The following is a 24,283-nucleotide window of genomic DNA, read 5'->3' on the forward strand; positions in this document are numbered from 1 at the left end:
CGACAATCACGCCTGATGACCAGGCTTCTGCATAGGTTGCACAGCGTTTCTCAGCCGAGCTGCCCATTACCGAGGTGTTTCACCCGGCGTTTCACCTCTTCCTGCTTGCCGGCGTTGAACGGCCGGGCATCGGGGCTGCCGAGATAGCCGCACACCCGGCGGGTGACCGAGACCTTGGCCGAGTCGTGGTTGCCGCATTTCGGGCAGGTGAAGCCTTTGCTGGTGCAGGAGAATTCACCGGTAAAGCCGCATTCGTAGCACTCGTCGATCGGCGTGTTGGTGCCGTAGTAAGGCACCCGGCTGTAGCTGTAGTCCCACACGTCTTCCAGCGCCTTCAGGTTGTGCTGCAGGTTCGGGTATTCGCCGTAGCAGATGAAGCCGCCGCTGGCCAACGGCGGGTAGGGCGCTTCGAAGTCCAGCTTGTCGTACGGATTGACCTTCTTCTCCACGTCAAGGTGGAAGCTGTTGGTGTAATAGCCCTTGTCGGTGACGCCCGGCACCACGCCGAAATCGGCGGTGTCCAGCCGGCAGAAGCGATCGCACAGGTTCTCGCTCGGCGTGCTGTAGAGGCTGAAGCCGTAGCCGGTCTCGTCTTTCCAGGCGTCGACGGCGGCGCGCAGCCGCGCGACGATCGCCACCGCTTTGGCGCGCAGCGCCTCGTCGTCATACACGTGGTTCTCGCCGCCGAACAGCGCATTGATGGTCTCGTGCAGGCCGATGTAGCCCAGCGAAATTGAGGCGCGGCCATTCTTGAAGATATCCGCGATGTTGTCGTCGGCCTTGAGCCGCACGCCGCAGGCGCCTTCCATGTACAAGATTGGCGCCACCCGCGCCTTGATGCCTTCCAGCCGGGCGATGCGCGTCATCAGGGCCTTTTTCGCCAGCTGCAGGCGCTGATCCAGCAGCGCCCAGAAGCGCGACTCATCGCCCATCGCCTCCAGCGCGATGCGCGGCAGGTTGAGGCTGATGACGCCGATGTTGTTGCGGCCGTCGTGCACCAGCTCGCCGTCCTGCTCGTAGGTGCCGAGGAAGCTGCGGCAGCCCATCGGCGTTTTGAACGAGCCGGTGACCTTCACCACCTGATCGTAGTTGAGGATATCCGGGTACATGCGCTTGCTGGCGCACTCCAGCGCCAGCTGTTTGATGTCGTAGTTCGGATCGCCGTACTGGTGGTTGAGGCCGTCGCGGATGGCGAACACCAGCTTGGGGAACACGGCGGTCTTGCGGTTTTTGCCCAGCCCGGCGATGCGGTTTTTCAGGATCGAGCGCTGGATCAGGCGCGACTCCCAGCTGGTGCCGAGGCCGAAGCCGAAGGTGACGAACGGCGTCTGGCCGTTGGCGGTGTGCAGGGTGTTGACCTCGTACTCCAGCGACTGGAAGGCGTCGTAACACTCTTTCTCGGTGCGCGCCATGGCATAGCCTTTGGCATCCGGGATCTGCCACTCTTCCGCCACCTGCAGGTGTTTGCGGAAGCTCTCGTCGACGAACGGCGCCAGGATTTCATCGATGCGGTTGATGGTGGTGCCGCCATAGATATGGCTGGCGACCTGGGCGATGATCTGCGCGGTCACGGCGGTGGCGGTGGAGATCGACTTCGGCGGCTCGATTTCGGCGTTGCCCATTTTGAAGCCGTTGGTCAGCATGCCTTTCAGATCGATCAGCATGCAGTTGAACATCGGGAAGAACGGCGAGTAGTCGAGATCGTGGTAGTGAATTTCGCCGCGTTCATGGGCCAGCACCACGTCGCGCGGCAGGATGTGCTGCTTGGCGTAGTGTTTGGCGACGATGCCCGCCAGCAGGTCGCGCTGGGTGGGGATCACCTTGCTGTCCTTGTTGGCGTTCTCGTTCAGCAGCGCGCGGTTGCTTTGCTCGACCAGGCCGCGAATTTCCTGGTTCAGGCGGCCGCGCAGCTCGCGCGCCACGTCGCGATCGTGGCGGTATTCGATATAGGCGCGCGCCAGCTGTTTGTATTCACCGGCCATCAGCTGGTTTTCCACCGCCTGCTGGATCTCGTGGATATCGACGCGCGGCTGCTGCTCCATGCGCTGAGCGACCACGCGGGCGACGGTGGCGCAGTAGTCGGCGTCGACCACGCCCACCGCCAGCGCGGCGCGCTCGATGGCCTGCGCGATGCGCGCTTCGTCAAAAGGTACCTGGCAACCGTCCCGCTTAATCACTACTGGTTTCACGTTGTACTCCTTGTTCCCCGAGGGAGCGTTCATACCCGCCTGGCATGGCGAGCAACCGTCAAATTTCGCTTATCCACAGGGCAAAGCCGCAGCGCGTAAGGGCTGTGGCGACGTGTGGATGATTTTGTGGATAACTACTATATATAGGTGTTCGTAATTCTTAATGCACTATATATAGATATTGGCGAGATTCTTTTGATGTAGAACAAGGAAAACGGAAGAGCGTGTGCAAGCTGAACAGACGTCAATCGCCGGTTGGCCGATCGCGAAAATGCGCCAGCAGAAAATCGACCCAGACGCGCACCCGCGGCGGCAGATCCGCCGAAGCGTAATAGAGCCACAGCTGCACCGGGCGCGGCCAGCATTCCGCCAGCACCGGCCGCAGCGTGCCCTGTTCGAAGTGCTTGTCGAGGTACCAGCGCGCCAGGTTGACGATGCCCAGCCCGGCCAGCGCCGCATCCAGCAACATCTCCGGGCGGCTGACCACCAGCCGGCCGTTCAGATCCAGCGCCAGCGTTTCGCCCTGATGGCGAAGCTGCCATTTGACGTGGCGGCCGTTGGCCGGGTTGCGGTGCAGCAGACAGTCGTGGCGCAGCAGATCGTGCGGCGTTTGCGGTTCACCGCGCCGCGCCAGATAGTCGGGTGACGCCGCCAGCACCATGTGCATCGGGTAGAGCGGGCGGGCCACCAGCCGGCTGTCGGGATCGACCCGGCTGCCGATGCCGACGTCGAAACCTTCGCCCACCAGATTCACTACCCGCGCATCCAGCGACAGATCGAGATCGATCTGCGGGTAGCGCGCCAGAAATTGCGGGATCAACGGCATCAGCATCTGGCGGCCGAAGCCGGGGATCATCGTGACGCGCACCACCCCGGCCGGCGCCTGCCGTTCGCCGCCGGCGCTTTCCAGCGTCGCCGCCAATGCCTGCCACAGCGGCGCCACCTGCGCCAGCAGCGCTTTGCCCTCATCGGTCAGCAGCACGTTGTGGGTGTTGCGCTGAAACAGCCGCAGCGCCAGCTTTTCTTCCAGCGCGCGGATGTTTTTGCTGACCGCTGCCGGCGTCACGCCCAGCTGGCGGGCGGCGGCGGAGAAATTTTGCGCCTGCGCGGCGGCGAGGAAGGCCGGCAACAGGCGATGCACGTCAAAGGGTAGTGACATAGTGGTTGATACTTTCGGTTGAAATTGAAGTGACCTCTAACAGCCTACACCCGAAGCGGCGGAAATGGAAAAATGCCCCCATCTTCTTATGACCGAGGAATCGTTATGTCACGCATTTTAGTGTTAACCGCTCACCGCACCCCCGACGAGTCACGCATTAACCAGGCGCTGATCGAGGCCGTACGCACACTGCCTAACGTGACCGTACATGAGCTGATCCGCGCGTACCCGGATTACCGCATCGACGTGGCGCGCGAACAGGAGTTGCTGCAGAACCATGATGCGGTAGTGATGTTGTTCCCGTTTTACTGGTATAGCTCGCCGGCGATCCTCAGCGAATGGCAAGATGCGGTATTAACCTACGGTTTCGCCTACGGCAGCGAGGGCACTAAACTGCACGGCAAGCCGCTGCAGCTGGTGGTGAGCACCGGCGGAAACGCGCAGGCTTATACGGCGGAAGGGTACAACCGTTATCCGGTGCAGGATCTGCTGCTGCCGTTCCACGCCATGGCCAACCTGACCGGCATGGATTATCTGTCGCCGCATCTGGTGCAGGGCGTGTTCGACATGAGCGATGAACGCCTGGCGCAAGAGGCCGCCGGGGTGGTGGCGCTGCTGGGGAAATGGTAGGGCGCAGCGCTCGCCGCGCCCTGCGGGGTTAGTCTTCGAGCAGCCACCACACCGCTTCGAACGGCCGTAGCGTCAGCGCCTGCGGCTGGTCTGCCGAATCGGCGTAGTTGCTCATCAGCGGGCGCCACTGCGCGGAGGCTTCCACGTCTTCCGCCGCCCAGGCCAACGGTTCGCGGCTCAGGTTGGCCGCCACCAGCAGGCGCTGGCCGTTCCAGCTGCGCTGATAGCACCACAGCGCCGGGTGATCCGGCGCCAGATCTTGATAGTCGCCGTGGGTCAGCAGCGGATACTGCTTACGCAGGGTGATCAGCTGGCGGTAGGCGTAAAACACCGAGTCGAGGTCGGCCAGCGCCGCGTCGGCATTGATCTGCGGGTAGTTCTCGGCGCAGCCGATCCACGGCGTGCCGGTGGTGAAACCGGCGTGCGGCGCGGCGCTCCACTGCATCGGGGTGCGGCCGTTGTCGCGCGATTTGTCCGCCAGGATCGCCAGCAGTTCGGCATCGCTGCGGCCCTGGGCGCTCAGTTCGGCGTACATGTTCAGGCTTTCCACGTCGCGATACTGCTCGATGGCGCGGAAGCCGGGGTTGGTCATGCCGATCTCTTCACCCTGGTAGATATAAGGCGTGCCCTGCATGCCGTGCAGCACCATCGCCAGCATTTTGGCGGCCGGTACCCGCAGTGCGCCTTCATCGCCGAAGCGCGACACGATGCGCGGCTGATCGTGGTTACACCAGAACAGCGCGTTCCAGGCGCGGTTATGCATCCCTTGCTGCCAGTGGCGGAAGATCTGCTTCAGTTCCACGTAATCCGGCGCCGCCCGCGTCCATTTTTCGCCGTTGGCGTAGTCCACCTTCAGGTGGTGGAAGTTGAAGGTCATCGACAGCTCTTCGCCGCTCTGCGCCGCGTACTGCTGGCAATGCTCAAGCGTGGTGGAAGACATCTCGCCCACCGTCATCAGGCCGCGCGGCTGAAACACCTCGCGGCTCATTTCCTGCAGGAACTCGTGGATGCGCGGGCCGTCGGTGTAGAAGCGGCGGCCGTCGCCCAGGCTGTCGGACGGGAAATCCTGCTGTTTGGACACCAGGTTGATCACGTCGAGGCGCAGGCCGTCGACGCCTTTGTCCGCCCAGAACTGGCACACTTTCTTCAGCTCTTCCCGCACCGGTGGGTGTTCCCAGTTGAGATCCGCCTGCTCGGCGGCGAACAGGTGCAGGTAGTACTGGCCGCTGTCGGCGTGCCATTGCCAGGCGTTGCCGCCGAATTTGGAGCGCCAGTTGTTCGGCGGCGTATCGCCTTCGCCGTCGCGCCAGACGTAGAACTGACGATACGGGCTGTGGCGATCCTGCGCGGCCTTGAACCACGGATGTTCGGTCGAAGTGTGGTTGAACACCATGTCCATCACGATGCGGATGCCGCGCCGGTGGGCGGCGGCGACCAGCTGCTCGAAGTCCGCCATCGTGCCGTAAGCCGGATCGATGGCGCAGTAGTCCGCCACGTCATAGCCGTTGTCCACCTGCGGCGATACGTAGACCGGCGTCAGCCAGATGGCGTCGATGCCCAGCTCCTGCAGATAGTCCAGCCGCCGCGTTACGCCGGCCAAATCGCCGTAGCCGTTGCCGGTGCTGTCCTGAAAACTCTTCGGATAAATTTGGTAGATGACGCCGTTCTGCCACCAGGGGGTTGGGTTGCTCATAGCTGTATACCTTTGAATCGTGACAACGGGCCCGCGTGAGCGGGCCCCTACATTCATATTGCGTCAATTAAACCGGCAGCTCGCCGCGGGCGGCCTTGCGTTTGTAGACCATGATGGTCAGCACCAGCGGGATGACGATCGCCACCAGAATCGCCAGCGAGTAAATCAGCCAGAACTGCGGCTTGATAGACAGGATGCCCGGCAGGCCACCGACGCCGATGCCGTTGGCCATTACGCCGTCCAGGCCGCAGATAAGGCCCGCGATCGCGGAGCCGATCATCGCGCACAGCATCGGGAAGCGGTATTTGAGGTTGATGCCGTACATCGCCGGTTCGGTCACGCCGAGGTAGGCGGAGATCGCCGCCGGCACTGAGATTTCACGCTCGTTGGCCTTGCGGCTGATGATGATGATGCCGAGCACTGCCGAGGCCTGCGCGATGTTGGACAGCGCAATCAGCGGCCATACCGGGGTGCCGCCCATGCTCTGGATCATCTGCATGTCGATGGCCAGCGTGGTCTGGTGCACGCCGGTGATCACCAGCGGTGCATACAGGAAGCCGAACAGCGCGGCGCCCACCGGGGCGAAGCTGCCGGTCATCACCGCTTTCACCGCCCAGGCGACGCCATCGCCGATCATGCGGCCGAACGGCCCGATCAGCGCGTGCGCCAGGAACACCGCCAGCAGCAGCGAAACCACCGGCACCACCACCAGATAGAGATAGTCGGGGACGATCTTTTTCAGCCGGGTTTCGATCCAGCCCAGCGCCATGCCCGCCAGGATCGACGGGATCACCTGCGCCTGATAGCCCACTTTCTGGATCACGAACCAGCCGAAGTTCCACACTTCCGGCGTTTGCTGGCCGAGCAGGTAGGAGTTCATCAGCTGCGGCGACACCAGGGTGACGCCCAGCACGATGCCGAGCACCGGCGTGCCGCCCATCTTTTTCACCGTCGACCAGCAGATGGCCACCGGCAGGAACATGAAGATCGCTTCACCCAGCAGCCACAGGAAGTCGTAAACGGTTTTCCACGCCGGGTGCATCTGCGCCAGCGTTTGGCCGCCGGACATCGGGATGTCGCCGATCACGTTGCGGAAGCCGAGGATCAGACCGCCGCTGATCAGCGCCGGCAGCAGCGGGAAGAAGATCTCGGCGAAGTGGGAGATGGTGCGCTCGGTCCAGGTCATGTTCTGGCGCGCGGCCACCTTGGCCTGTTCTTTGTCAGCCTCGTTGACGCCGGTGCTGGCGATCAGCGCCTGATAGTAGTCGCCGACGTCGGTGCCGATCACCACCTGGAACTGCCCGGCGTTGGTGAAGCACCCTTTGACCATCGGCAGCTCTTCGATTTCTTTGGGGCTGGCCTTGCTGGGGTCATTGAGGACGAAACGCAGCCGGGTAATGCAGTGGCTGACGGTGGCGATGTTCTCGCGGCCGCCGACCAAAACAATCAGGCGATCAATATCCTGCTGTTTTACTTTGCTCATTATGGGATACCTGCAGAGGTGTTGACTGAGTAATGATCAAAGCTTAGCCACTCGGCTTTTTGAATGAAATGGGAACGTTCCCGGTTTGGGGCGAGGATCACAAAATGACAAAAAATGGTCAACTTCTAATCAGGAAAGTTTGCTGGGCACCACCAGGCGGCGGATCCCCTGTTCGCCGCTGAGCTGCGCCAACAGCTGCTGCGCCGCCAGCTGGCCGGCGCTGCCGTAGCCGAACTCGACCGACAGAGTATCGGGGAACAGGAAGCTGAGCAGCGGGGTGTTGCCGATGGCGCACACCTGAATGGCGCGCGCCGGCTGCTGCTGCAGGTATTTGATCGCCCCTAGGGCGATGCTGTCGGAGGCGCAGATCAGCGCGCTGGTGTGCGAGTCGATCACCTCGGCGGCGTGCTGGAAACCGCTCTGGTAGCTCAGCTCGCCCAGCGTGGCGCGCGGCGTAAGCGTGAGGCGTTCACAGGCGTCGAGATAGGCCTGGTAGCGGCGTTGGCCGGTGGTGGCGTCGCTGAGCTGCACCCCCAGATAGCCGATATGCCGATGCCCTTGCCGGTACAGACGGTCCATCAGCAGGTTCACCGCACCGGCGTCGTCGTAGCAGACGGACGAGAAGCCGTCATATTCGCGCACCATCACCACCATTTTTTCCTGCCACGGTTTGAGCATCGCCGCGGTCAGGCCGGTGAAGCCGAACAGGATCACGCCGTCGACGTTGCGCTGGCGTAGCACGTGCAGGTGCTCCTGCACCAGGCGGGTTTCGAACTGGCTCTCCATCACGATCGGATCGAAGCCCTGCTGGTACAGCAGCGGCAGCATGGTGCGCACCGCCTGGTTTTCCGACGGCGAATCGAGACGGGAAACGATGATGCCCACCACCTTGTCGCTCTGGCCGCGCATGGCGCGCGCCGACTTGGAGGGGGTAAACCCCTGCTGACGGATCACCGCTTCCACCCGTTCGCGGGTTTGCGGGCTCACGCTGCCTTCATTGTTCAGCACGCGTGAGACGGTGGATTTGCCTACGCCGCTCAGGCGTGCGATGTCCTTGATGGTCAGCCGGTTTTGCATGGTTTACTTGTCGTTTAGGTTGTAAGGCGTAAATTGACGGCCAATAATGAATGCCCGTCAGCATAGCTCATTTTCCGACGCGGATCTTGATGCAAAACGGGATTGTGACATTGCGATGAACGGCCGCTCCTGCCGCTCTGTTTTTCCCTTTACCGGAGGTTATACCCCATATGGACCCCGACCCGACTGCTTTAGACACTCACTCGGTTCTCCGGTAAAACCTCTCCGCCTGGCGCTGCTGTTTTACCGGTGAAGTACATCACGGTAACCGGTGGCGCGCGCTTCGTCGTTCGCTCCTGCTGCTGAAAAAAAGAATAAGGATCTGCATTGGCAGAGGCTTTTTGGCGTGCCCGCCATCCGCCCGGCCGATGACGATCCCCGTTTACCCGCTGCCGTGAGGCACCGGGCGACGAGGTGCGAACCATGAAACTGAAAAAACTCCCCCGTCAGCTGCTGGGCCTGTTTGCCCGCGGCCTTCCGCGCCGTTTGGTGCGCCGCGACAGCCTGCTGGACAGCGTCGGTGGCGCTGCGCGCGATATGCCGGCCGGCCTGGCGCAGCAGCGGCTGGAATGCGCCGCCGCAGAGACGATGCAGCTGTTTGAGCGTTTCCACAGCCACCCGGAAGGCATCACCGCCCATGAGGCGGAACAGGTGCGCCAGCGCTGCGGCGAGAACGTCATCGACGATCAACAGAAAGAGGCCTGGTGGCAACACCTCTGGCACTGCTACCGCAACCCGTTCAACCTGCTGCTGACCGCGCTCGGCATGATCTCTTATGCCACCGAGGATCTGACCGGCGCCTTGGTGATCGCGCTGATGGTGGTGATCTCCACGCTGCTGAACTTCATCCAGGAGGCGCGCTCCAACCGGGCGGCCGACGCGCTGAAGGCCATGGTGAGTAACACCGCCACGGTGATCCGCAGCGATGCGCTCACCGGCAGGAGCGAGCACGTGGAGCTGCCGATCGCGCAGCTGGTGCCGGGCGATATCATCAAGCTGGCGGCCGGCGACATGATCCCAGCGGATCTGCGCGTGCTGTCGGCCAAGGATCTGTTCATCAGCCAGGCGGCGCTGACCGGCGAATCGCTGCCGGTGGAAAAATCCGCGGCGCCGCAGGCGTTGGCGGCCGATCCGCTCGACTGCCAGAACCTGTGTTTCATGGGCACCAACGTGGTCAGCGGCACCGCGCTGGCGATGGTGATCGGCACCGGCGGCAACACCTATTTCGGCCAGCTGGCGCAGCGCGTCACCAGCCAGGATGAGCAGCCGAATGCCTTCCAGAGCGGCATCAGCAAGGTCAGCTGGCTGCTGATCCGCTTTATGCTGGTGATGACGCCGATCGTGCTGTTGATCAACGGCTACACCAAGGGCGATTGGTGGGAAGCGGCGCTGTTCGCGCTGTCGGTAGCGGTCGGGCTGACGCCGGAAATGCTGCCGATGATCGTCACCTCGACGCTGGCCAAAGGGGCGGTGAAGCTGTCGCGCCAGAAGGTGATCGTCAAACGCCTGGACGCCATCCAGAACTTCGGCGCGATGGACATACTGTGCACCGACAAGACCGGCACCCTGACCCAGGACAAGATCGTGCTGGAGCGCCACACCGACGTGTTCGGCGCCAGCAGCGAGCGGGTGCTGCGCTACGCCTGGCTGAACAGCTTCTACCAGACCGGGCTGAAAAACCTGCTCGACGTAGCGGTGCTGAGCTGCGCGGAGCAAAATCAGCAGCCGGAAGCGCTGCAGCACTACCGCAAGGTGGATGAGATCCCGTTCGACTTCGTGCGCCGCCGCATGTCGGTGGTGGTGGCCAAGGACAACGAGTATCACGAGCTGGTGTGCAAGGGCGCGCTGGAAGAGATGCTGGCGATTTGCAGCCACGTGCGCCACGAAGACGAGGTGATCCCGCTGAGCGAGGCGCTGCTGGCGCGCATTCGCCGCATCACCGACGATCTCAACCAGCAGGGGCTGCGGGTGGTGGCGGTGGCCAACAAGATCCTGCCGGCACAAACCCATGAATACGGCGTGGCGGACGAGTCGGATCTGATCCTCGAAGGCTACGTCGCCTTCCTCGATCCGCCGAAGGAGAGCACCGCACCGGCGCTGGCGGCGCTGAAACAGAACGGCGTCACGGTGAAGATCCTCACCGGCGACAACGAGCTGGTGGCCGCCAAAGTGTGCCGGGACGTCGGGCTGGCGGCCGAGCACCTGCTGCGCGGCAGCGAGATCGAACAGATGGACGACGAGCAGCTGGCGCAGGCGGCGGCGCGCACCACGGTGTTCGCCAAGCTGACGCCGCTGCACAAGGAGCGCATCGTCAAACTGCTACGCCGTCAGGGGCACGTGGTGGGCTTTATGGGCGACGGCATCAACGACGCGCCGGCGCTGCGCGCGGCTGATATCGGCATCTCCGTCGATTCGGCGGTGGACATCGCCAAGGAAGCGGCGGACATCATCCTGCTGGAAAAAAGCCTGATGGTGTTGGAACAGGGGGTGATCGAAGGGCGCCGTACCTTCGCCAACATGCTGAAATACATCAAGATGACCGCCAGCTCCAACTTTGGCAACGTGTTCAGCGTGCTGATTGCCAGCGCCTTCCTGCCGTTCCTGCCGATGTTGCCGCTGCACCTGTTGATTCAGAACCTGATGTACGATATCTCGCAGATCGCCATCCCGTTCGATAACGTCGACGACGATCAGATCACCCAGCCGCAGCGCTGGAACTCCGCCGATCTGGGGCGGTTTATGGTGTTCTTCGGGCCGATCAGCTCGATCTTCGACGTGCTGACCTTCTGCCTGATGTGGTGGGTATTCAAGGCCAATACCCCGGAAATGCAGACGCTGTTCCAGTCCGGCTGGTTCGTGGAAGGGCTGCTGTCGCAAACGCTGATCGTGCACATGATCCGCACGCGCAAAATTCCGTTTATCCAGAGCCGCCCGTCCTGGCCGCTGTGCATCATGACGCTGGCGGTGATCGCCACCGGCATCGGCCTGGTGTTCTCGCCGCTGGCCGGCTTCCTGCAGCTGCAGGCGCTGCCGCTCGGCTACTTCCCGTGGCTGGTGCTGATCCTCGCCGGTTACATGGTGCTGACCCAGTGCGTGAAAGGCTGGTTCGTGCGCCGCTACGGCTGGCAATAACCCGTTCGCCCCCTCCGGCCGGGAGGGGGCAACTGTGATCCCGTCCGCTTTTTCACCGCAACGGTTGGACATCTGTTCTGTGCTGCGTCTTTATCTACAGCGTTGGCTGTTTTCCCCTGCGCCTTTCAAGCCACCACGTTGTTGTTTATTGCCTAGCGGTGGTTTGAAATTCATTGGGGATATTTTGTTTTTTTCCTCTGAGGAATTTCCGATGCACAGACCTTTCCGTTATACGCTACTGGCTTCATCGTTATGGTTTTCTTGCGGCGCGCTGGCGCAGCCGGCGGGCGATCTGCCGCTGATGCCCTGGCCGCAGCAGGTGGAAGTGACGCAACCGGCGGGCAAGCTGGTGCTGGATCACCGCTTGTCCCTGACGCTGCAGGGTGATGACTTGGGCGACGCGCTGCCGCGCTGGCGCCAACGCATCGAACTGCAGACCGGCTGGACGCTGGCGCCGGCGGGTGAAGCGAAGGGCGGCGCGACGATCAGGGTGATGATCAAAGATCGGGTGGCGGCGCAGCCGCTGCCGGGCAGCGACGAGAGTTACCGGCTGGCGGTCACGCCGCAGGGCGCCACGCTGACCGCCAACACCCGCTTCGGCGCGCTGCGCGGCATGGAAACCCTGCTGCAGCTGCTGCAGACCGACGGGCAAAACACCTTCCTGCCGCTGGTGGATATCCGCGACGTGCCGCGCTTCCCGTGGCGTGGCGTGCTGCTGGATTCGGCGCGCCATTTCCTGCCGCTGTCGGACATTTTGCGCCAACTCGACGGCATGGCGGCGGCCAAGCTCAACGTATTCCACTGGCACCTGACCGACGATCAGGGCTGGCGCTTCGCCTCCGAGCATTACCCCAAATTGCAGCAGCAGGCCAGCGACGGCCTGTTTTACACCCGTGAGCAAATGCGGCAGGTGGTGGCTTACGCCACGGCGCGCGGCATTCGCGTGGTGCCGGAGATAGACATGCCGGGGCACGCTTCCAGCATCGCGGTGGCCTATCCCGACCTGATGAGCGCGCCGGGGCCGTATCGCATGGAGCGCGAGTGGGGCGTGCATAAGCCGACGCTCGATCCGACCCGCGACGAGGTGTATCAGTTTGTCGACACGATCGTCGGCGAGCTGGCGGCGATCTTCCCCGATCCCTATCTGCACATCGGCGGCGATGAGGTGGACGCCAGCCAGTGGCGGGCGTCGCCGTCGATTCAGGCGTTTATGCAGAAGAACGGGCTGGCGGATACCCATGCGCTGCAGGCCTACTTCAACCAGAAGCTGGAAAAGATCCTCGAGAAACACCAGCGGCAGATGGTCGGCTGGGATGAGATCTACCATCCGTCGCTGCCGCGCTCGATCGTCATTCAGTCCTGGCAGGGGCAAGACTCGCTGGGCGCCAGCGCGCAGGACGGCTATCAGGGCATTCTTTCCACCGGTTTCTACCTCGATCAGCCGCAAAGCACTGCCTATCACTACCGCAATGAAATTCTGCCGCAGCCGCTGGGGGTCGAGACGGCGGTGCAACCCGGCGAACAGGCGCAAAGCTGGCGTTTCAGCATGCCGCGCCAGAAGGGCAGCGCGGTGGAGGGCAGCTTCACGCTGATCGAGGGCAAGCAGGGCTGGCGCGGCTTTATCGATTTCAACGGCAAATCGCGCCGCGCGGTGCACGACATCGTCTGGCGTACGCCGCAGCAGGTGACGTTCCGCGTCGATACCTGGATGGGCGACACGCGGCCGGTGTTCACGCTGCAGCAGGACAAGCTCAGCGGCTATACGTTGATCGGCAACGTGCGTTACCCCACGCGCGGCGACAAGCTGGCGGCGGCGCCGGCGGGCAAGATGCCGGTGGTGCCGGACAAGAAGGGACAGGCCAACATTCTCGGCGGTGAAGCGGCGCTGTGGGCGGAAAACGTGCGTGCGCCGCTGATCGATCTCAAGCTGTGGCCGCGCGCCTTCGCGGTGGCGGAGCGGCTGTGGTCGGCGCAGGACGTCACCGACGAGAGCAACATGTACCGGCGGCTGGCGGCGATCAATGCCTGGTCGGTGGTATCGGTCGGCCTGCAGCAGCACGCGGAAACGGCGCGCGAATTCACCCGGCTGAGCAACAGCGTGCAGATCCTGCCGCTGCAGATCTTGGCCGAGGCGGTGGAGCCGGCGCACTATTACACCCGCCAGCACCTGAAGTTCCAGGCCGGTAACTATCACCAGTTCGAACCGCTGAACCGCTTTGCCGATGCGCTGCCGCCGGAGAGCGGCGCGGTGCGCGACATGCATGCGCAGGTCGCGGCCTTGTTGAAGGATAAGCGCGATAAGGCGGCCGCGCAGGCGCTGCGCGAACGGCTGCAGCGCTGGCAGGCGAATGGCACGGCGTTGCAAACGGCGATCGCGGGCAACCGCACGTTGCGGGATCTGGCGCCGGTGGCGCAGGACGTCGGTGCCTTGGCCTCGCTGGGCTTAACGCTGCTGGATCGCCATCAGCAGGGCAAACCGCTGAGCCGGGCCGAGGCCGAGCAAGCGCAGCGCCAGCTGGATGCGGCGGCGCAGACGCGCGACGAAGTGGTGATTGCGGCGGTGTACCCGCTGGAGGCGCTGCTGCGCGGGATGCAAATGGCGCCGTAAGGAGAGGTGGCGAAGAAACTGCGGGGCGTATTCCATATCTCGACATTGCGATGTGGTTGAAAGAGCAGAAACGACGGGCTGGTTGTAAAATCCAGCCCGATTTGTTCATTCAATACGGTTTACGCATTCAAGGGATTGATAATGCCGCATGTTTTTAATGTCCGATTGATTGGAGAAGGCGCACTGGCTGCAGCCAATGATCTCTTTGCTGAGGCCGGGTATGGCGTCCGGGTGCAAATGATGAATGCTGAAGATTTTGAGTGGTGCGTTGCGTTGGCTCGCCAACAACCCGAAGAGCGCCGTATTCCCTGGGCGTTGAATGGCGCCGCGTTGGGCGATCCTGACGGCTTTATGTTTAGCTTTAAGATACAGGGTATCGATGACCGGCCGGCAGGCGCCTGTCTCTGCCGGTTTTGTCCGGCGGCGGGCGAGCAGCTGGCGATGTTAAATATTGAGATGCTGCAAAACTTTCGTATTAGAGACTCGAGCCTTGATGGAAATACGCTACGTTTTGCGCTCTATGTCGCCGTGCTCTTTATGGTGGATACGGCATGCGCAGGTTTGCGCTTAATATCGCCGATTAATACGGAGTTGGCTGATTATTATATAAATCATCATCATTTTGTCGACCTCACCGGGGGGCTCAAACAGATACTTTATCGAGACGCTGAGGCGCTTTTCCTGTGGTTCCAGGAAGGTTTTTCGCCGCCGGCCTCATAATTGAAGGTGGGTGAAATTTGCGCAATAATGGCGAAATGCCGGTAGGGTCACAGGAGGTTCGCATGGTGATAAAGTCAACAAAACGTCAGGTAACACAACCTGCCTCTTATGAGCTGAAGGTGTATAAATTCGGCATGGAAGGTGTAGATGCAGTGAACACCTATACATCTGAACAGATTGACCGCATAACGCCTCGCGGTAAACCGATTACGGCTTCGCGAGAAGAGGTTATCGCCGTTTTAAAACAGTCGGTTAAACAGGTTAACGCTTTATCCTCTCCGGCTGCTGAAACTCTGGGCTGTGTCCGTCGGCGCCCAGCATTCAAGTAATGTAAAAACGGCCAGTCTGCACTGGCCGTGATTCGCGTGTGTGTCGATTAACGACGCACGGCGATGGCTTCGATTTCGATCTTCACGTCTTTCGGCAGACGCGCCACTTCTACGCAAGAACGGGCCGGGAACGGCGCGCTGTGCTCGGTGAAGAAGGCTTCGTACGCGGCATTGACGGTGGCGAAGTCGTTCAGGTCTTTCACGAACACGGTGGTTTTCACGATGTCGGCAACGATCAGGCCGGCGGCTTCGACGATCGCTTTGACGTTTTCCAGCGACTGGCGCGCCTGAGCGGCCACGTCGTCGGCGACGGCGCCGGTTTTCGGATCGACCGGGATCTGGCCGGAAGTGATGATCATGCTGCCCAGATCAACGCCCTGCACGTAAGGACCAATGGCTGCCGGGGCGAGTTCAGTGCTGATGTTACGTGACATGTTTTCTCCTGATAGACCCGTTGTCTTTCACGCCGCCGCGCGGTCGGCCGCAGCTTGAAATTCGGTGGGTAGCAACGTGGGTAGAGTTATTTTCAGGCATCCATTATAGGGAGTGGCGCGCAGATTAACAGCGCCGCTCCCGCTAAAGGGGCAGAATTCAGTCGGCCTGCAGCACCACCTGATGCTCGAACTCTTTCTCGCAATAGCGGCACTTCAGGTGCACTTCGCCGTCGCGCGGCTTCACGCTGAAGCTCGACGCCACCGGCTCGCTGCGGCTGATGCAGTTGCTGTTCGGGCAGGTCAGCACGCCGTCGATGTGGTCAGGCAGGCTGAGAGTCAGTTTGCGCACCACTTCATAGTTATCGATGCGGTTTACCGTGGCCTTCGGCGCGTACATCGCCAGCTGGTTGGCCTGCTGCTCGGTCAGAAAGGTGTTCTCGATCTTGATCAGATCCTTGCGGCCCAGCTCGTTGGAGGGCAGGTTCAGGCCGATGGTGATGCGCTGGTCGGTGGCGGTCAGCTTGAACAGCGTCAGCAGTTTGAAACCGATCTGCGCCGGAATGTGGTCGATCACCGTGCCGCATTTGATCGCTTCGACCTGCAGTTTGTTGTCGTGAGTCATGGCGGTTCCCCCTTAAAGATCCAAATCTGCGTTGAGCACCAGCGCCAGCAGCGCCTGGCGGGCGAAGATGCCGTTGCCCGCCTGCTGGAAGTAGTAAGCGTACGGCGTTTTATCCACGTCGGTGGCGATCTCGTCGATGCGCGGCAGCGGGTGCAGCACCTTGAGGTTGGCGCGTGCGCCGGCCAGATCCGCAGCGCGCAGGACGAACTGCGCCTTCACGTTGGCGTACTCGGACGGATCGAGGCGCTCTTTCTGCACCCGGGTCATGTAGAGAATATCCAGCTCCGGCACCACTTCTTCAATGCTGCTGTGCAGGCTGTACTCGATGCCTTTCTCTTCCAGCATTTTCAGGATGTAGGCCGGCATCGCCAGCGCGTCCGGGGCGATGAAGTAGAAGCGGTTGCCTTCGAACTTGGCCAGCGCCTGGGTGAGCGAGTGTACGGTGCGGCCGTACTTCAGGTCGCCGACCATGGCGATGCTGAGGTTGCTCAGGCGGCCCTGGGTTTCCTGGATGGTGAACAGATCCAGCAGGGTCTGGGTCGGGTGCTGGTTGGCGCCGTCGCCGGCGTTGAGCACCGGCACGTTACCGGAGAATTCCGAGGCCATGCGCGCTGCGCCTTCCTGCGGGTGGCGCATCACGATGGCGTCCACGTAGGTGCTGATCACCGAGATGGTGTCGGCCAGGGTTTCGCCTTTCTTGCCGAGCGAGGTGTTGCTGCCGTCGGCGAAACCCACCACCGAGGCGCCGAGGCGGTGCATCGAGGTTTCGAACGACAGGCGAGTACGGGTCGAGGCTTCGAAGAAGCAGCTGGCGATCACCTTGTGTTTCAACAGTTCCGGCTGCGGGTTGGCTTTCAGACCGGCGGCGGTGCGCAGCACCAGCTCCAGATCCTCGCGGCTGAGATCGTTAATAGAGATGATGTGTTTGTGATACAGCGGGTTGGCCATTTTTCACTCCTCCTCGACGCGTGCCCGTGGCGCGGGACTTTGGGTATGCCCTTTATCTTTCAAGCCGCAGCGGCGTTGGCTGCCCGCCGTCACCCCAGTCACTTAGTTGTCTAAGCTCCTGGGGACTCCAGCGGTTGCCGCCTGGCTGCGCCCCGAAATCTTTCGGGCATAATTTTTTAAGGCAAAAAAAAGCCCCTCAATGAGGGGCTTGAAACGATCGGTTTAGCAACAGGAGAAACAACGGCAGCTGGCCGCCGATAGGCAGTCGGTTTTGTCGATTGCGGCTAACAAAACAAACGTCGTTTTTCATGCTTTCTCCTGGCAAATTGTGGCGCATTATACTCGCGCTTTTCGCCACTGCAAGCGTTAAAACGCCGTTTTTTGCCGCCCCGCAATCGATTGGCCGGCGATGGCCGTCCGCGGGCTATTTGCTGACGCGATCGTAGTAGACCATGTCGGCGTTCAGCCCCTGTTGGTAGCCTTTGACGTTGTCGCGCAGCACCACTTCGGTTTTGGCCTGATCGATAAATACGTACGGCGAACTGCGCTGCAGCTCCTGCTGCATGGCGGTGTATAGCGCGCGGCGCTTGGCCGGATCGGCTTCGGCCAGCGCCGCCAGCGTCTGCTTATTCAACTGCGGGATCTGCCAGCCGTTCAGCCCGGCCACCGTGCTGCTCTTGCCGTCGTTGTAGGCGAAGGCGCTGGCGTTGGAGTGGGCGTCGAAATAATCCGGGATCCACAGGCGGATCGCCGCCTGATGCTGCCTGGCGCGCACGCGGGAGTAAACCTGGCTACCCGCGGCCGGCAGCAGCTCGACCTTCACACCGGCGGCGGCGAAGCTGCCCTGCAGCGCCTGCGCGATGGTGATGAACGGCGGCTTGTTCTCTACGTCCAGCGTAAAGGCGGCGTGGGTGATGCCCGCCTTGGCCAGGATGGCTTTCGCCTTGGCCGGATCGTAGCTGAACGGGTTGGTCTCCAGCGCGCCCGGCAGCCCGACCGGCAGGAAGCTCTGGTGCACGAAGTATTGCCCCTTCAGCAGATCCTGGGTGATGCCCTGATAATCCACCAGGTAGCGCGCCGCTTCCCAGAAGGCCGGGTTGTTCAGCAGCGGATTGGCGCCGTTGCCGGTGTTGAACACCAGGTAGTTTTGCTCGGCGGACGGGATCTCCAGCACCTTGACGCCCGGCTGGTTTTTCAGCGTGTCGGTCTGATCGGCGCCCAGTTCGCGGGCGATATCGGCGTCGCCCTGCTGGATCAGCAGGCGGCGGGTGGCCGGATCCGGCACGTTTTTAATGATGATGTTTTTCAGCTGCGGCTTGTCGCCCGGCGAGGTGGGGTTGGCGTCCAGCACGATCGCCTGATGCGGCTGATAGACGCGCATCTTGAACGGGCCGCTGCCGGCGGAGTGCATTTTCAGCCAGGCGTTGCCGAAGTCGCCGTCTTTAACGTTGGCCAGCGCCGCTTTGCTGTCGACGATCGAGGCGATCGGCGTCGAGAGGATATTTAGCGCTACCGCCGGGCTGACGTCCGCCGTCCAGCGCAGCTGCACGGTATGTTCGTCGATCTTCTTCAGCTGCGCGTCGATGTTGTCCGGCTGCCAGCCGAGCACGTTGAGGATGAACGCCGGCGATTTGTTCATCTTGACCGCGCGGCTGTAGGAGAAGATCACGTCGTCGGCGGTCAGCGGGTTGCCGGAGGCAAACGCCGCCTTCGGCCGCAGTTTCACCGTCAGCGTTTTGGCCGCCGCATCGCTCTGCCAGCTTTCCGCCAGCACCGGTGCCACCTTGGCCGGATCGTCGCGATCCGCCTGCACCAATCGTTGATACAGGCTGGGCACCGTCTGGATGCTGGAGAGTTCGTTGGCTTCCGCCGGATCGAGGCTGACGATGTCATCCAGCGATTGCACCACCACCAGCGTATTCGGCGGCGTGGCGGCTAACGCGGCGGCGGGCAGGGCGGCGAGCAGGAACAGCGGCAAGAGTTTGGCTTTCATCGGTGTATATCCCCTGAAGGCGCCACAAGGCGGCGCTGAGAACGGTTTGTTATCGTTGGTTTTTACGGCGCGGGCGCCGTCGGCCTGTCACGGTAGAACCTTTGCCGGCGGTGGGCAAAGGTCAATCCGCTATTTGATATTCCAGGAATATATTAGCCGCCCTGGCCGGGGGCGCCAGGGCGGAGGGGGATTGTCAGAGGGTGTTGCTCAGCGTGGCGACCAGCACCGCCTTGATGGTATGCAGCCGGTTTTCCGCCTGATCGAACACCACGCTGTGCGCCGATTCGAACACTTCGTCGGTCACTTCCATGCCGCCGTGCAGATCATACTGCTGCGCCATCTGCTTGCCGAGGGTGGTTTGGTCGTCGTGGAACGCTGGCAGGCAGTGCAGGAACTTCACGTTCGGATTGCCGGTCAGCTTCAGCATCGCCATGTTGACCTGATACGGCCGCAGCAGCGCGATACGCTCCTGCCAGGTCTCTTTCGGTTCGCCCATCGACACCCAGACGTCGGTGTAGAGGAAGTCGGCGTCTTGCACCCCTTCGGCGATGTCTTCGGTCAGGGTGAGCTTCGCGCCGGTTTGCTGCGCCAGCGCCTGACACTCGGCCACCAGCTCCGGCTGCGGCCAGCAGGCCTTCGGCGCCACCAGCCGCAGATCCATGCCCGCCAGCGCGGCGGCTTCCAGCAGCGTGTTGCCCATGTTGTTGCGCGCGTCGCCGACGTACGCCAGTTTCACCTCGCTCAGCGCCTTGCCCGGCAGATGCTCTTGCACGGTGAGCAGATCCGCCAGCAATTGGGTGGGATGGAACTCGTCGGTCAGGCCGTTCCACACCGGCACGCCGGCGTGTTGCGCCAGGGTTTCCACCAGCGCCTGGCCGTAGCCGCGATACTGAATACCGTCGTACAGGCGGCCCAGCACCCGGGCGGTGTCTTTCATCGACTCTTTATGGCCGATCTGGCTGCCGCTTGGGCCGAGATAGGTCACCTGTGCGCCCTGATCGAATGCGGCAACTTCGAAAGAGCATCGCGTACGGGTCGAGTCTTTTTCGAAGATGAGCGCAATGTTTTTGCCCTGCAGCCGGCGCTGTTCCTGCCCCAGCTTTTTGGCCTGTTTCAGATCGGCCGACAGCCGCAGCAGCGCCTGCAGCTCGGCGGGGGTGAAATCCATTAACCTCAGAAAGTGACGTTGGTAGAACGCATTGCCGGTGCTCATAGTCCGATTCCCTGATTGCTCAATTGAATTAAAATTCACTTTATATGTATGAATATTCAATTTCAACCCCGACGAGGAAATCTTTCACGTTTATCGTGGAAGCAATGTCGGCGGTGTGTGAAAATAGAAGGAATGAAGGCCATTTGACTTGAGGATATAGGCATGGCAAACCGCGAATTGCTGGAAGAACAACGTGAAGAGACCCGCCTGATCATCGAAGAGCTGCTGGAAGACGGCAGCGATCCGGACGCGCTCTACACCATCGAGCACCATCTGTCCGCCGAGAAATTTGAGGTTCTGGAGCAGGCCGCCGTTGAAGCCTTCAAGCTGGGCTACGAAGTGACCGACGCCGAAGAGCTGGAAGTGGAAGACGGTTCGCTGGTGATGTGCTGCGACGTGATCAGCGAAGTCGGCCTGAACGCCGAGCTGATCGACGCCCAGGTAGAGCAGCTGGTGGCGCTGGCGGAGCGCTGCGGCGTCAACTACGACGGCTGGGGCACCTACTTCGAAGATCCGAACGGTGAAGACGGTGAGGATGACGAAGACGGCGACTACATCGACGAAGACGACGACGGCAAACGCCACTGATTAACCCCCGCTTATTCACATGGGCCGGTTCTCGCCGGCCCCTGATATCCCCGTCGTCTTTCAAGCTGCAGCGTTGTTGGCTGCACTCCCTCACCCCAGTCACTTACCTGAGTAAGCTCCTGGGGATGAGTGAGCTGGCCGCCTAGCTGCAACTTGAAATACATAGGGCAATGACGCCATGACATACCAATCCCTGTTAGCCCCGATTTTAAGCTTCCTGCACTGTGAAACCCCCGACGCCTGGATCGACGCCGCGCGCCGTCCGGAAAACCTGCAGCTGTTGCTGACCGACCATCTGGTGTGCGAGCTGAAAGCCGCGCAGACCGGCATGTGGCTGATCCGCCGCTACGTGGCGGACAAAGAGAGCGGCGACGCGCTGTTGGCGCTGCTGCGCCCTTACGAGGCGTTTCTGCACGAAGCGCAGGGCGCGCCGGACACGCTGTTCCGCCAGGGCCAGTTCACCCGCAAGATCCTGCCGAAAAACGGCTCGGCCTACGGCCAGGATCTGGCGGATCGCATGGTGCTGTTGATCAAGGAAGAGTTGCACCACTTCTCGCAGGTGCTGGAGATCATGCAGGCGCGCGGGATCCCGTATCGCAAGATCACCGCCAGCCGCTACGCCAAGGGCATGATCCGCGAGATCCGCACCCACGATCCGGCGACGCTGATCGACAAACTGATCTGCGGCGCTTACATCGAAGCGCGATCCTGCGAACGCTTCGCCAAACTGGCGCCGCATTTGGACGACGAGCTGAACCGCTTTTACGTCTCGCTGCTGCGATCCGAAGCGCGCCACTATCAGGACTACCTGACGCTGGCCGAACAGATCGCCGGCGGCGACATCAGCGAACGGGTGGCGCATTTCGGCCGCCTCGAAGCTGAACTGATCCTGTCGCCGGACAGCGAACTGCGTTTCCACAGCGGCGTGCCCGCCGCCGCCTGATGTTGAGGCGCGCCCCTACTGCGGCGCGCCCAGCAACAGATCCACCGCCTTTTCCGCCAGCATGATGGTCGGCGCATTGGTGTTGCCGCTGGTGAGCTGCGGCATCACCGAGCAGTCTATCACCCGCAGCTGTTCAAAACCGTGCACCCGCAGCTGCGGATCGGTCACCGCGTCCTGCGGCGATGGCCCCATGCGGCAGCTGCCCACCGGGTGATACACCGTCTTGCAGAAGTTGCGCACGAACTCTTCCAGCTGCGCCTCGTCGCGCGTCCACTCCGGCTGCGGCATCAGCAGATCTTTGATCAGCGGCTTCAGCGCCGCGGTTTGCAGGAAGCCCAGGCCGAACTTCACCGCGCGCACGCTGCCGGCCAGATCGTCCGGGTGGCCGAGGTAGTTGGCGTGCAGCCTGACCGGATCGCGCGGGTTGCTGCTGCGCAGCTGCACTTCGCCGCGCGCCTTCGGCTGCAGGTAGCCGACCTTGAGCGTGAAGCCGTGAATGTTCGGCAGCGGCTCGCCGGGCACGTCGTCCCAGCTGTCCAGCAGCGGCAGGAAGTGGATCTGCACGTCCGGCCGGCCGTCGCCCTGGCTGTCGGTGAAGGCGGCGCCTTCCAGCACGTTGGATGAGAGCACGCCGCTGCGAAACGCCAGCCACTGCGCGCCGTGGCTCAGCGCCTGCAGGCCGCGGTCGGCGCCGAACAGGCTGATCGGCTCGCGGGTGCTGACGTTGATCGACATGTGCAGGTGGTCGTGGAAGTTTTTACCCACCGGCAGATCCGCCCGCACCTCGATGCCCAACTGCTGCAGGTGGTCGCGCGGGCCGATGCCGGACAGCATCAGCAGCTTCGGCGAACCGACCGCGCCGGCGCTGACGATCACCTCTTTGGTGGCGCGCGCGGTGACTTCCGCGCCGCCGTTCTGGCTGTAGACCACGCCGGTGGCGACGTTGCCCTCAAAGGTCAGCCGGTGCGCCAGGGTGTTCAGTTTCACCACCAGCCGCCGTTCGTCGCGCACCGCCTTCAGGTAGGTGCGGGCGGTGCTGGCACGTTCGCCGTTGTGGGTGGTGGTTTGGTAGAAACCGACGCCGTGCTGGCTGTCGCCGTTGAAGTCGTTGCGGTAGGGCAGGTTCAACTCCTGGCCGGCGCGGATAAACGCCATGCTGAGCGGGTGGCGGTAGCGGTTTTCGCTGACCGGCAGCAGCCCGTTGGCGCCGTGGTAGTCGTCGGACAGGCTTTCGTTGGCCTCGGCGCGTTTGAAATAGGGCAGCACCTCCCGGTAGCTCCAGCCGGTGCAGCCGTAGCGGTCGGCCCAGTCGTCGTAGTCCTGCGGCTGGCCGCGCAGGTAGATCATGCCGTTGACCGAACTGCTGCCGCCCAGCACCTTGCCCTGCGCGATTTGCATGCGGCGGTTGTTGGCGTGCGGTTCCGGTTCCGTCTCGTAGGGCCAGCTTTTTTTGGCGATGATCTTGGCCACCCCGGCCGGCATCTTGATGAACAGGTTATTGTCGTCGCCGCCGGCTTCCAGCAGCAGCACCCGCGCCTGGGTGCGGCGGATCAGCTGCGCCGCCAGCACGCAGCCGGCGGATCCGGCGCCGACGATGATGTAATCAAAGGTATTTTCCGACATGACAGCTCTCCGTGCGCGATTGGGATACTGGCAGAGTAACGCGGGGGAAAAAGCGGTCAATTTGCGATCGTTAATTTATTAACGAACTTCACATTAAATTTACATCATGGTTTTTAACGTCAGTTTATCTGCTTGAAAAACGGCGTTATAGCGAGTTTTACTGATTGATTGCGATATTAATAAAATGGTGCAGCACGCTGCGCCATGATAGAGAGACGGGGGACGATTACAGCGTTTTCAGCATGGTGACTTCGCAATCGACGTGGCCGGTGGCGCCCATCGCGTGGTCGATGTGTTCGAAGCCCAGATGTTCGTACAGTGCAACGGCCTGCGTCAGGCTGGCGGTGGTCTCGAGGTAACAACAGCGGAAGCCGTGCTGGCGGGCGAAATCCAGCGCCTGCAGCGCCAGGCGTTTCGCCAATCCTTTGCCGCGCAACACCGGCAGGAAATACATCTTCTGCAATTCGCAAATATCGTCTGCGCCGCCCTGCAGCGGCGCGATGCCGCCGCCGCCGGCGACCTGACCGTCCACCTCGATCACCCAGTAAGCGCTGCGCGGCAGGCTGTAGAGCTGATACAGGGCGTCCAGATTGGGATCGGAGACGGTATAGCCTTTATCCGCCGTCAGGCCGTGCTCGGCGGAGACTTCGCGAATGACGTGAGCAATGGCGGGATTGTCTTCCGCCGTGATGGGGCGCACCAGCAGGCGCGCCGGGGTTGCTGTTGTCATGTTTACACTCGCCATTGAAAGAGACCACGTTCGTTTTCGTTTTTATCGCAGCACGAAACGCGCCGGGGGTTATTTCCCGGCGGCGTCCCTGCAGCAGTAATATCTTGTAATAACATCTAACCCGGCTCGGATGCAACGGCGATAAAAAAACAGCGGGGAAGACCCCGCT

19 protein-coding genes are annotated in these 24,283 nt (G+C 62.0%); 7 read left to right on the forward strand and 12 right to left on the reverse strand.

Annotation, left to right across the window (positions count from 1 at the left end; genetic code table 11):
• Window positions 1-50: 50 nt before the first annotated feature.
• Both nrdD and FUU19_RS02175 read right to left on the reverse strand, forming a co-directional pair.
• Window positions 51-2,189, reverse strand: coding sequence for an anaerobic ribonucleoside-triphosphate reductase (gene nrdD / locus FUU19_RS02170; protein WP_004933403.1), 2,139 nt, complete (start codon window positions 2,187-2,189; stop codon window positions 51-53).
• Between the two features lie 244 nt (window positions 2,190-2,433).
• A complete protein-coding gene (locus FUU19_RS02175) occupies window positions 2,434-3,348 on the reverse strand; it encodes a LysR family transcriptional regulator (RefSeq protein ID WP_047572942.1) in 915 nt (304 codons plus the stop codon).
• A 105-nt stretch (window positions 3,349-3,453) separates the two neighbouring features.
• Here FUU19_RS02175 and FUU19_RS02180 point away from each other — a divergent pair, with 105 nt between their 5' ends.
• Window positions 3,454-3,978, forward strand: coding sequence for an NAD(P)H-dependent oxidoreductase (locus tag FUU19_RS02180; RefSeq protein WP_141971246.1), 525 nt, complete (start codon window positions 3,454-3,456; stop codon window positions 3,976-3,978).
• Between the two features lie 28 nt (window positions 3,979-4,006).
• Here FUU19_RS02180 and treC read toward each other — a convergent pair whose 3' ends face one another.
• The 3 genes from treC to treR all read right to left on the reverse strand — a co-directional run bounded on the left by treC (window position 4,007) and on the right by treR (window position 8,231).
• Window positions 4,007-5,671 carry an alpha,alpha-phosphotrehalase gene (gene treC / locus FUU19_RS02185; RefSeq protein WP_230491072.1) on the reverse strand — a complete coding sequence of 555 codons (1,665 nt, stop codon included), beginning with the start codon at window positions 5,669-5,671 and terminating at the stop codon, window positions 4,007-4,009.
• 67 nt (window positions 5,672-5,738) lie between these two features.
• Window positions 5,739-7,154, reverse strand: coding sequence for a PTS trehalose transporter subunit IIBC (gene treB / locus FUU19_RS02190; protein WP_019453304.1), 1,416 nt, complete (start codon window positions 7,152-7,154; stop codon window positions 5,739-5,741).
• A gap of 129 nt (window positions 7,155-7,283) precedes the next feature.
• Window positions 7,284-8,231, reverse strand: a complete 948-nt coding sequence (treR, locus tag FUU19_RS02195; RefSeq protein ID WP_230491073.1) for a trehalose operon repressor TreR — start codon at window positions 8,229-8,231, stop codon at window positions 7,284-7,286.
• Between the two features lie 423 nt (window positions 8,232-8,654).
• On the opposite strand from treR, the gene mgtA reads away from it, so the two are divergent.
• The 4 genes from mgtA to FUU19_RS02215 all read left to right on the forward strand — a co-directional run bounded on the left by mgtA (window position 8,655) and on the right by FUU19_RS02215 (window position 15,020).
• On the forward strand, window positions 8,655-11,363 hold the full coding sequence (gene mgtA, locus FUU19_RS02200) for a magnesium-translocating P-type ATPase (RefSeq protein WP_230491074.1): 2,709 nt from the start codon (window positions 8,655-8,657) through the stop codon (window positions 11,361-11,363).
• 211 nt (window positions 11,364-11,574) lie between these two features.
• Window positions 11,575-13,971, forward strand: coding sequence for a family 20 glycosylhydrolase (locus FUU19_RS02205; protein WP_230491075.1), 2,397 nt, complete (start codon window positions 11,575-11,577; stop codon window positions 13,969-13,971).
• A 141-nt stretch (window positions 13,972-14,112) separates the two neighbouring features.
• Window positions 14,113-14,691, forward strand: a complete 579-nt coding sequence (locus FUU19_RS02210) for a hypothetical protein (RefSeq protein WP_230491076.1) — start codon at window positions 14,113-14,115, stop codon at window positions 14,689-14,691.
• Window positions 14,692-14,753: 62 nt separating this feature from the next.
• Window positions 14,754-15,020 carry a hypothetical protein gene (locus tag FUU19_RS02215; protein ID WP_197780727.1) on the forward strand — a complete coding sequence of 89 codons (267 nt, stop codon included), beginning with the start codon at window positions 14,754-14,756 and terminating at the stop codon, window positions 15,018-15,020.
• A 47-nt stretch (window positions 15,021-15,067) separates the two neighbouring features.
• On the opposite strand, the gene ridA is transcribed toward FUU19_RS02215, so the two are convergent.
• From ridA to argF, 5 genes are all read right to left on the reverse strand, one after another.
• Window positions 15,068-15,454: a 2-iminobutanoate/2-iminopropanoate deaminase gene (gene ridA, locus FUU19_RS02220; RefSeq protein ID WP_004933379.1), complete on the reverse strand. Its 387-nt coding sequence runs from the start codon at window positions 15,452-15,454 to the stop codon at window positions 15,068-15,070.
• A 157-nt stretch (window positions 15,455-15,611) separates the two neighbouring features.
• The gene (pyrI, locus tag FUU19_RS02225; RefSeq protein ID WP_038879023.1) at window positions 15,612-16,076 is read right to left on the reverse strand and encodes an aspartate carbamoyltransferase regulatory subunit; all 465 of its coding nucleotides are present in this window, start codon (window positions 16,074-16,076) and stop codon (window positions 15,612-15,614) included.
• Between the two features lie 12 nt (window positions 16,077-16,088).
• The gene (gene pyrB, locus FUU19_RS02230) at window positions 16,089-17,024 is read right to left on the reverse strand and encodes an aspartate carbamoyltransferase (RefSeq protein WP_147823134.1); all 936 of its coding nucleotides are present in this window, start codon (window positions 17,022-17,024) and stop codon (window positions 16,089-16,091) included.
• A gap of 424 nt (window positions 17,025-17,448) precedes the next feature.
• On the reverse strand, window positions 17,449-19,017 hold the full coding sequence (locus tag FUU19_RS02235; protein WP_230491077.1) for an ABC transporter substrate-binding protein: 1,569 nt from the start codon (window positions 19,015-19,017) through the stop codon (window positions 17,449-17,451).
• 193 nt (window positions 19,018-19,210) lie between these two features.
• Window positions 19,211-20,230, reverse strand: a complete 1,020-nt coding sequence (argF, locus tag FUU19_RS02240; RefSeq protein ID WP_230491078.1) for an ornithine carbamoyltransferase — start codon at window positions 20,228-20,230, stop codon at window positions 19,211-19,213.
• 162 nt (window positions 20,231-20,392) lie between these two features.
• Between argF and rraB the strand changes: the two genes are divergently transcribed.
• Entirely contained in the window at window positions 20,393-20,818 is a 426-nt protein-coding gene (gene rraB / locus FUU19_RS02245) for a ribonuclease E inhibitor RraB (RefSeq protein ID WP_004933365.1), read from the forward strand.
• A gap of 178 nt (window positions 20,819-20,996) precedes the next feature.
• Entirely contained in the window at window positions 20,997-21,761 is a 765-nt protein-coding gene (miaE, locus tag FUU19_RS02250; RefSeq protein ID WP_015376459.1) for a tRNA isopentenyl-2-thiomethyl-A-37 hydroxylase MiaE, read from the forward strand.
• Window positions 21,762-21,776: 15 nt separating this feature from the next.
• Here the strand turns inward: miaE and FUU19_RS02255 are convergent, their stop codons facing one another.
• Together FUU19_RS02255 and FUU19_RS02260 are read right to left on the reverse strand one after the other, a co-directional pair.
• A complete protein-coding gene (locus FUU19_RS02255) occupies window positions 21,777-23,384 on the reverse strand; it encodes a GMC family oxidoreductase (protein WP_230491079.1) in 1,608 nt (535 codons plus the stop codon).
• A gap of 226 nt (window positions 23,385-23,610) precedes the next feature.
• Window positions 23,611-24,114 (reverse strand): GNAT family N-acetyltransferase, encoded by a 504-nt coding sequence (locus tag FUU19_RS02260; protein ID WP_004933360.1) that lies wholly within the window; start codon window positions 24,112-24,114, stop codon window positions 23,611-23,613.
• Between the last annotated feature and the right edge of the window lie 169 nt (window positions 24,115-24,283).

Source organism: Serratia montpellierensis, from assembly GCF_020858655.1.
GTDB classification, from domain to species: Bacteria; Pseudomonadota; Gammaproteobacteria; order Enterobacterales; family Enterobacteriaceae; genus Serratia; species Serratia montpellierensis.

Coding starts and splice junctions, on each gene's coding strand:
- FUU19_RS02175 (WP_047572942.1), bottom strand. CDS start 3,348: ATGTCACTACCCTTTGACGTGCATCGCCTGTTGCCGGCCTTCCTCGCC.
- FUU19_RS02180 (WP_141971246.1), top strand. CDS start 3,454: ATGTCACGCATTTTAGTGTTAACCGCTCACCGCACCCCCGACGAGTCA.
- treC (WP_230491072.1), bottom strand. CDS start 5,671: ATGAGCAACCCAACCCCCTGGTGGCAGAACGGCGTCATCTACCAAATT.
- treB (WP_019453304.1), bottom strand. CDS start 7,154: ATGAGCAAAGTAAAACAGCAGGATATTGATCGCCTGATTGTTTTGGTC.
- treR (WP_230491073.1), bottom strand. CDS start 8,231: ATGCAAAACCGGCTGACCATCAAGGACATCGCACGCCTGAGCGGCGTA.
- mgtA (WP_230491074.1), top strand. CDS start 8,655: ATGAAACTGAAAAAACTCCCCCGTCAGCTGCTGGGCCTGTTTGCCCGC.
- FUU19_RS02205 (WP_230491075.1), top strand. CDS start 11,575: ATGCACAGACCTTTCCGTTATACGCTACTGGCTTCATCGTTATGGTTT.
- FUU19_RS02210 (WP_230491076.1), top strand. CDS start 14,113: ATGCCGCATGTTTTTAATGTCCGATTGATTGGAGAAGGCGCACTGGCT.
- FUU19_RS02215 (WP_197780727.1), top strand. CDS start 14,754: ATGGTGATAAAGTCAACAAAACGTCAGGTAACACAACCTGCCTCTTAT.
- ridA (WP_004933379.1), bottom strand. CDS start 15,454: ATGTCACGTAACATCAGCACTGAACTCGCCCCGGCAGCCATTGGTCCT.
- pyrI (WP_038879023.1), bottom strand. CDS start 16,076: ATGACTCACGACAACAAACTGCAGGTCGAAGCGATCAAATGCGGCACG.
- pyrB (WP_147823134.1), bottom strand. CDS start 17,024: ATGGCCAACCCGCTGTATCACAAACACATCATCTCTATTAACGATCTC.
- FUU19_RS02235 (WP_230491077.1), bottom strand. CDS start 19,017: ATGAAAGCCAAACTCTTGCCGCTGTTCCTGCTCGCCGCCCTGCCCGCC.
- argF (WP_230491078.1), bottom strand. CDS start 20,230: ATGAGCACCGGCAATGCGTTCTACCAACGTCACTTTCTGAGGTTAATG.
- rraB (WP_004933365.1), top strand. CDS start 20,393: ATGGCAAACCGCGAATTGCTGGAAGAACAACGTGAAGAGACCCGCCTG.
- miaE (WP_015376459.1), top strand. CDS start 20,997: ATGACATACCAATCCCTGTTAGCCCCGATTTTAAGCTTCCTGCACTGT.
- FUU19_RS02255 (WP_230491079.1), bottom strand. CDS start 23,384: ATGTCGGAAAATACCTTTGATTACATCATCGTCGGCGCCGGATCCGCC.
- FUU19_RS02260 (WP_004933360.1), bottom strand. CDS start 24,114: ATGACAACAGCAACCCCGGCGCGCCTGCTGGTGCGCCCCATCACGGCG.